The organism is Trebonia sp. (genome assembly GCF_030042015.1).
Lineage (GTDB): Bacteria > Actinomycetota > Actinomycetes > Streptosporangiales > Streptosporangiaceae > Trebonia.
Window position 1 is genome coordinate 1 of sequence record NZ_JASIAL010000264.1, and the last position, 6,794, is coordinate 6,794.

8 protein-coding genes and 2 pseudogenes are annotated in these 6,794 nt (G+C 70.5%); 6 read left to right on the forward strand and 4 right to left on the reverse strand.

Translation table 11 applies throughout. The features are described 5' to 3' along the window. Positions 1-437: pyridoxamine 5'-phosphate oxidase family protein (locus tag Q1N79_RS14230; protein ID WP_300609247.1), on the forward strand; the 437-nt coding region annotated here is incomplete at its 5' end. A 33-nt stretch (positions 438-470) separates the two neighbouring features. Here Q1N79_RS14230 and Q1N79_RS14235 read toward each other — a convergent pair. Continuing rightward, positions 471-1,169 carry a hypothetical protein gene (locus Q1N79_RS14235; RefSeq protein WP_300609249.1) on the reverse strand — a complete coding sequence of 233 codons (699 nt, stop codon included), beginning with the start codon at positions 1,167-1,169 and terminating at the stop codon, positions 471-473. Between the two features lie 163 nt (positions 1,170-1,332). Between Q1N79_RS14235 and Q1N79_RS14240 the strand changes: the two genes are divergently transcribed. The 4 genes and pseudogenes from Q1N79_RS14240 (at position 1,333) to Q1N79_RS14255 (ending at position 4,647) form a co-directional block, all read left to right on the forward strand. After that, positions 1,333-2,148, forward strand: coding sequence for an SAM-dependent methyltransferase (locus tag Q1N79_RS14240; RefSeq protein WP_300609251.1), 816 nt, complete (start codon positions 1,333-1,335; stop codon positions 2,146-2,148). A 406-nt stretch (positions 2,149-2,554) separates the two neighbouring features. After that, positions 2,555-3,412: a MerR family transcriptional regulator gene (locus Q1N79_RS14245; RefSeq protein WP_300609253.1), complete on the forward strand. Its 858-nt coding sequence runs from the start codon at positions 2,555-2,557 to the stop codon at positions 3,410-3,412. Beyond that, positions 3,409-3,916: pseudogene (locus Q1N79_RS14250) on the forward strand (ATP-binding cassette domain-containing protein); the annotation flags it as partial. The gene Q1N79_RS14245 and the pseudogene Q1N79_RS14250, both read left to right, overlap by 4 nt. 98 nt (positions 3,917-4,014) lie before the next feature. Beyond that, positions 4,015-4,647 carry an ABC transporter permease gene (locus Q1N79_RS14255; RefSeq protein ID WP_300609261.1) on the forward strand — a complete coding sequence of 211 codons (633 nt, stop codon included), beginning with the start codon at positions 4,015-4,017 and terminating at the stop codon, positions 4,645-4,647. Between the two features lie 125 nt (positions 4,648-4,772). On the opposite strand, the gene Q1N79_RS14260 is transcribed toward Q1N79_RS14255, so the two are convergent. After that, a complete protein-coding gene (locus Q1N79_RS14260; RefSeq protein ID WP_300609255.1) occupies positions 4,773-4,949 on the reverse strand; it encodes a DUF397 domain-containing protein in 177 nt (58 codons plus the stop codon). Continuing rightward, entirely contained in the window at positions 4,946-5,719 is a 774-nt protein-coding gene (locus tag Q1N79_RS14265; RefSeq protein WP_300609259.1) for a helix-turn-helix transcriptional regulator, read from the reverse strand. Before Q1N79_RS14265 ends, Q1N79_RS14260 begins: the two co-directional genes overlap by 4 nt. Before the next feature lie 217 nt (positions 5,720-5,936). Here Q1N79_RS14265 and Q1N79_RS14270 point away from each other — a divergent pair, with 217 nt between their 5' ends. After that, a complete protein-coding gene (locus Q1N79_RS14270; protein ID WP_300609257.1) occupies positions 5,937-6,311 on the forward strand; it encodes a winged helix-turn-helix domain-containing protein in 375 nt (124 codons plus the stop codon). A gap of 58 nt (positions 6,312-6,369) precedes the next feature. Here Q1N79_RS14270 and Q1N79_RS14275 read toward each other — a convergent pair. Further along, positions 6,370-6,794: pseudogene (locus Q1N79_RS14275) on the reverse strand (hypothetical protein); the annotation flags it as partial.

A 6,794-nucleotide genomic window follows, 5' to 3' on the forward strand; every position in this document is an offset into this window, starting at 1 on the left:
GGCTCGGCGCGGCCCGGCTGGCCTCGGCGCGCGTGGCACTGCTGGGCACGCTGCGCCGCGACGGATCCCCGCGCATCAGCCCGGTCGAGCCCTACATCGCCGGGGGCCAGCTGCTCATCGGTGCCATGGCCTGGTCGGCGAAGGCGGGCGACCTGCAGCGGGACCCGCGGTATGTGCTGCACAGCGCAGTGACCGGCTCCGACAGCGGGGAAGGAGAGCTCAAGCTGTACGGGCTGGCGGCAGAAGCCGGCCAGGACCTTCGCAGTACGGCCGCTGACGCGTGGTGGCTAGCCTGGGCAGCGGACAAGGCGGTCGTGTTCACCTTGCACATCGGGCAGGCGGTGTTCGTCGGCTGGGATATCACCCGCGGCCTGATGACGGTCCATCGCTGGACCCCGCGCGGCGGCTACAGAGTCACGACCCGTCCCTATCCATAACCAGGGGACGGCGATGACCCGCGCGGATGACTCTTACACCGACGCGGTAGCAGCGACCGGGACGTGGTTGTGCAGGTTTGCCATGTCGGCGGCGATCCGGCCGGAATGCCAGCCCTCCGCGTCGGTCGCCCGGACCGCGCGGCTCCTGGTCAGCGTGTCGCCGAACATCGCGTCCACCGCGTCATCGACGGCCCGCCGGCGTGCCGCCAGGAACGGCACCAGGTCCGTGCCGCCGGCACTGCCTGTCGCCTGCTGCGCCGCGACCTGCTGCGCCGCGTGACCGGTGGCCTCGGACAGCCGCTCGCCGATGCGGATCGCGTAGGACACCAGGAACGACTGGCGGAACGCCCGGGTCCTGGACCGCCCGTGGGCATCGCGCTTCGCGCCGGCCCGCAGCATCGCGCTGTTCGCCTGGACGAGCAGCGAGGTGAACAGCAGCTCGACCGCGTCCAGGTCCGCCGGGAAGCCGATGACCGTCACCAGGCCCAGTTCCTTTGACCAGATGATGCGGCAGCGGTTGGCCTGCGCGACCGTCTGCAGCAGCGATGCCTTCGGCGCCTCGTAGGGGTTGTCCACGGCGATCCGCCGCCCGCCCGGTTCCTCCTTCCGTCCCGACTTGGCGGCGCGCGAGCCGACAGGGCCTCGCGTGGCCGGATGACCGCCGGCGGGCACCCGGCGGCGCGGCGCTGGTAGGTCTACCGTTGATGTGGTCTCCCGTAACCGGGATGTCATCGAGCCAGCCGACTTCGGCGGCTTCCAGCTCCGTGTCGGCTAGCAGCGCCGCCGCCAGCCCTCACCGCGGGGCGGCGATCCGGTGGCCGTCGCCGGGTTGCGAGGGTCCGCGGGACGCGGAAGCATTAGTCCCGACGGGAAACTTGCGGGAAAGGCGGGTCAGGTGGCGGGCAGCCGTGAGGCAGCGGGCGGGGGTGTCCCGTTCGACACGACCCGGGCTCATATGGCGCGGGTTTACGACTTCTGGCTGGGCGGTAAGGACAACTTCGAAGCCGACCGGGCCGTCGCCGAGCAGGTCGCCGCCGCGTACCCGGATGTGCGGGTCGCGGTCCGGGCGCAGCGCGCGTTCCTGGCCCGGGCGGTGCACTTCCTGGTCACCCAGGCAGGTATACGGCAGTTCCTGGATATCGGCACCGGGCTGCCCTCGGCGAACAACACCCACCAGGTCGCTCAGGCGGCGGCGCCGCAGTCGCGGGTGGTGTACGTGGACAATGACCCGATCGTGCTCAGCCACGCCCGGGTCCTGCTGACCAGCAGTCCGGAGGGGGCGACCGCTTACATCGACGCCGATCTGCGCGCCACCGGCACGATCCTGGAGCAGGCGGCCGACGTCCTGGACTTCGGGCAGCCGGTCGCGGTCATGCTGCTGGGGATCTTGCAGGGGATTCCCGATGAGGAAGAACCGGGCGCGATTGTCGGGCGGCTCATGGATGCCGTGCTGCCCGGCAGTTACCTGGCCATCTCGCAGATCGCCAGCGACGTCGCCGCTGACGAGGTGGCCGAGGGCGTGCAGCGGTACAACGAGCAGGCCACTGTCCCGGTCGCGGCGCGCACGCACGCTGAGGTCTGCCGGTTCTTCGAAGGCTTGGAGCTGCTCGAGCCCGGCGTCGTGCAGGTGCACCGGTGGCGGCCAGGAGCCGGGGACCTGGGCGGCGGCCGTAACCTGGCCATTTATGCCGGGGTCGGGCGGAAGCCGTAACCGCAGGCAGAGCCGCACCGCGGGTCAGGCCGGCCACCTCGGGCGTCGTCGGCATTGACCTGGCGATCACCGGTCCCGCAGGTGCGGCATTCTTTGGCGTCCTCACTGTGAGCACCGCTGACGTGCTGGCGAGGACCCACGCGGGGGACAGTGAGTACTCGATCGCGGAGCTGGCCGGCGCGCACGGGGGTGGAAGGTCCCGGCCGGCCCGAAGCCCGGCCTCGCCAGCGCTGAGCGTGAGTTGAGCGTCCCGGAACGTCGCTGGGCGCGTCGCGTTCCCGCCGTCGCAGAACCCCCTTTCCGCTGCCGGGAGATGGCCGGCGGCCGGCAGCCTTGACTCTCACCTTGGGGAAGCCCGCACACTCATCTCGCCGGGCCGGATCGGCCCGGCGACGAGGGAGTCGGCGTGAAAGAGATCAGCATCGGAGAGTTCGCCCGGCGGTCCCGCCTGTCACTGAAGGCACTCCGTCTCTACGACGAACGCGGGGTGCTGGTGCCTTCGCGCGTCGATCACGCGTCTGGTTATCGCTACTACGACACAGTCCAGCTTGAACAGGCACGCCTTGTCGTGATGCTGCGCCAGTTGCAGTTGCCGCTCGCGGCGATCAAGGAGCTGCTCGCGTGCGATCCGGCCGATGCGGCGGCGCGCATCGCTGACTACTGGCGCGACGCCGAAGCGGCGCATGACGCGCGGCGCGAGCTGGCCGACTACCTCGTCAGCCGATTGCGCGGAAAGAGGCCTGTCATGTACGAAGTCGCCACGCGGGAGATGCCCGAGCGGAGCCTGCTCTGTCTCAAGCGCAACGTCGACGAGCAGGGGAGGTGGGCGTTCGGCAAGGAGTTCATCGCGATCATGCGGGAGCGCCCGCTTCCGAAGATCGAAGGACGAGCAGGCGCGGCGTTCTGCATCTGGTGGGGTCTGGTGGACGGCGACAGCGATGGCCCGATCGAATGGTGCAAGCCAGTTCCTGCCGCGCAAGCGGAATCGCTCGCGTCGCAGTATCCCGAGCTGAGCCTGCGAACCGAACCGGCGCACCTGGAAGCGTTCGTCGCGCTACCGGATGCGGGGGACGAGGCGGTGCACTGGCATCTCGCTGGCGAGTCACTGCAGGCCTGGGCGGACGAGCAGGAGCAGGAGCACGAGGGTGAGCGTCTTGCCCTCACGCCCGAAGACCTCGGCCTGCGCATCACCTATCTCGCCAGCGCACTGGGCACCGAGGAGCCCTACCGCGACATGGCCCTGCCGTTCGCCGTAGCGCGGTGATCGAAGCCCACGGCCTGGTCAAGCGCTACGGCTCCACTACGGCCGTCAGCGACCTGTCTTTCTCCATCCGGCCCGGCCTGTCCACCGGCTTCCTCGGCCCGAACGGCGCGCGAGGTGGGCGCCCTCCTCGACGCCAGGGCGCTGCACGGTGGCCGCCGGGCCCGCGACCACCTGCTATGCCTGGCCCGAAGTAACGGCATCCCCCGCAGCCGGGTGGACGAGGTCCTCCGCATCGTCGGTCTCGAGGACGTGGCCAGGCGCCGGGCGAAAGGCTTCTCGCTGGGCATGGGCCAGCGGCCCGGCATCGCCGCGGCGCTCCTCGGGGACCCGGCCGTGCTCATCTTCGACGAACCGGTCAACGGCCTCGACCCCGACGGCATCCACTGGGTCCGGAGCCTGATGCGGGCGCTGGCCGCAGAGGGCCGCGCCGTGCTGGTCTCCAGCCACCTGATGAGCGAGATGGCCATGACCGCCGACCACCTGCTGGTGATCGGCAAGGGCCGGCGGCCGAGCTGGCCGCCGCCCATGGCATCGCGCTGTCCGAGCTCATCCCCGTCCGGGCCTCGCTGGAGGAGGCGTTCATCGAACTGACCCGCGAGAGCGTGGAGTGCCAGGCGGCCTTCCGCGCAGCCAGCTTCCCCGACGTGCTGGGCTCGGAGTGGACCAAGCTCCGTTCGGTCCGGTCGACTTTCTGGGCGCTGACCGTGACGGTCGTGCTCGGCGTCGGCCTCGGGGCCGTGATCAGCGCGGCCGCCGCCCGCGGCTACGCCAGGTTCAGCGCCTCCGGCAAGCTGAGCTGGGACCCGACCGGGGTCAGCCAGGTGGGGGTGGCGATCGCCCCGCCGGCCATCGTCGTGCTCGGGGTGCTCTTCATCAGCTCCGAGTACTCGTCAGGGATGATCCGCACCAGCCTGATCGCGGTCCCAAAGCGAGGCCGGGTGCTGGCAGCCAAGTCGCTGGTCTTCGCCGCGGTGACCGTCGTCGTGGGCGAGGTCGTCTGCTTCACCGCGTTCTTCGCGGGCCAGGCCCTCATCAGCGGCTATGCCCCGCACGCGGCGCTCGGCGATCCCGGGGTAGCCCGGGCGGCAGGTTCGTCCTGCCCGGTATCGCTCAGGTGCTGCCGGGCTCGTGGCGGAACCCGGTCACCGAGTTCTGGCCGACCCAGGCCGGGAGCCAGCTCACTAGCGTCAGCCACTTCGCCCACTCCCTCCAGCCCTGGCCCTGCTTCGGCGTGATGTGCCTGTTCACCGCCATCGTGTACGCCATCGCCTGGCGTGAGCGGATCGTGACCGCTCCGTACTCAGGACCCGGAACGCCGTGCCTCGACGTGCCTCGACGTGCCTCGGCGGGCGATCACCGGCTACTTCAGGGCGCTGGTGAAGCGGCGCCAGGCGCCGGCGGGAACGCTCAGCACGGCGCCCGCGCGGTCCTTGGTGTCCCGCACCAGCACGCGCCCGGGACGGGCCACGCCCGCCTCGACGCAGTTACCGCCGTTGTTGCCGCTATAGGACGACGTGCGCCACGTGGCGGTGGTCATGCGTTCCATTTCTCTGTGGCCACCTTCGCAATCAGGTCTCGGGAGGCGCCGGTCGGCAGGGTCTCGCTGCGCAGCGCGTCGAAGCGCAGTCCCACTTCGGACACCACCTCAGGATCCTCGCTGACCCGGCCGCCCGAGGCATCCTCAATGAACACTATACGCGTGGGCCCGCTCAGCTCGGCGATGATAAACGCGCCCAGCAGCCCGCTGTGCCCGCCCGCCGAGTACGGCACCACGTTGACGGTGACGTTGGGGAGACGCGCCGCTTCGTTCAGATGAAAAAGCTGTTCCTGCATGACGCAAGCCGGTGCCACGGGGCGGTGCAGCACACTCTCGTCGAGCAGCACCCACAGCAGCGGAGGCGGCGGTTCCTCGCGGGTCAGCACGGCCTGCCGGTCCATGCGGCCCGCCACCAGCTCGTCGATGTCGGCTTCGGTGGAGTTCGGGCGGGTGGACAGCACCGCCCGCGCGTACCCCTCGGTCTGCAGCAGCCCGGGCACCAGCGAGTGCTCGAACCAGCGCAGCGCCGTCGCCTGCGCCTCATACGTCGCGAACGGGCGGAACGACGCGGCGAACGGCAGGTCGCGCAGCCGCGCCTCCAGCCGCTCGAACGTGCGCGGCGCCCCGAACGCCTTGTCCAGCGCGAGCGCGAGCGTGCGGGTCGGCGCCCGCTGGTAGGTCTCCACCATCGCGATCAGGGATTCGCTGTACCCGGCGCTGGCGCCGAGTTCGGCCTGCGACCAGCCGCGCTGCTCGCGCATGGCTCGCATCTCGTCGACGAACAGGCTCAGCGACTCCCGGTCCCGCTCACCTATCGGCGCCAATCCTCACACCGCCCGCACAGTTCGCGTCGTGCCCGCTACAACCGGTTGTGACCACTTACGCACGCTACGCCCGGGAATACAGACTTGTCCCGCGTTCCCCGGCCCGCGGCACCGAATTCACCGGGCCGGGGGCGTTGGCAGGCCGCTTGCGCGAGGAGGAGCCGTGACGACGGTGCAGGAGGACCAGGTGCTCGCCGAGCTCGCGTGGCTGACCGACCGGCTGCTGGCGCACGGGCACCTGCTCCCGAACGGGCTGGCGGTCATGCTCCGGGCCTACAAGTCCGCCCTGGCGCAGCGGCCGGCCGGCGCGTGCGCCGCGTTCGGCCCCTCGTACCGGTACGCGCAGGTTTGCGATCAGATCGAGCAGCGGATCCTGGACGGGGAGTGGAAGCCCGGCCAGCGGCTCCCGCCCGTGCGCGCGTTCGCCAGGACCTACGGGGCGTCGGAACGAACCGTGGCCCGCGCCATCCACGCACTCGCCCTGAGGGACGTCCTCACCCGCGAGCGCGGCGCCTACTACGTGAGCGCCCGCATGTAGCCGCCGGCCCGTGACAACGCCCGCTTTCAATCCAATTATCCCGAACGAACCGTGGCGCCTACCCGTTGATGTGGTCTCCGGCGACCGAGATGTCATCGAGCCAGCCGACTTCGGCGGTTTCCAGCTCCGTGTCGGCTAGCAGCGCCGCCGCCAGCCCGGCGGACGCGCCGATGAGCGTGAACGGGAGGTCGATCATCGTTGTGACAATCCAGCCCCGGTCCGTCGGCCACCACAGCTGCGGGGAGAGAATCGGGTAATCCGGCTCGAGCCCCAGTTCTGGCCGGGACCGCGGGACAACCGCATCCAGGGGGCCGGTCAGCAGCAGGTAATCCTCATCCCGCAGGCGGAAGGTAGCTGCCGCCCGCCCGCCCGGCGGCCAGCACGCCTGAGCTGTCACCAGCGGCAGGAAATTGTCGAGATCTTCCCCGGCCGTTTCCGAATAGGCGAACCAGCACGGGGCGTCAGGGGTCCACGGGCGCAGCA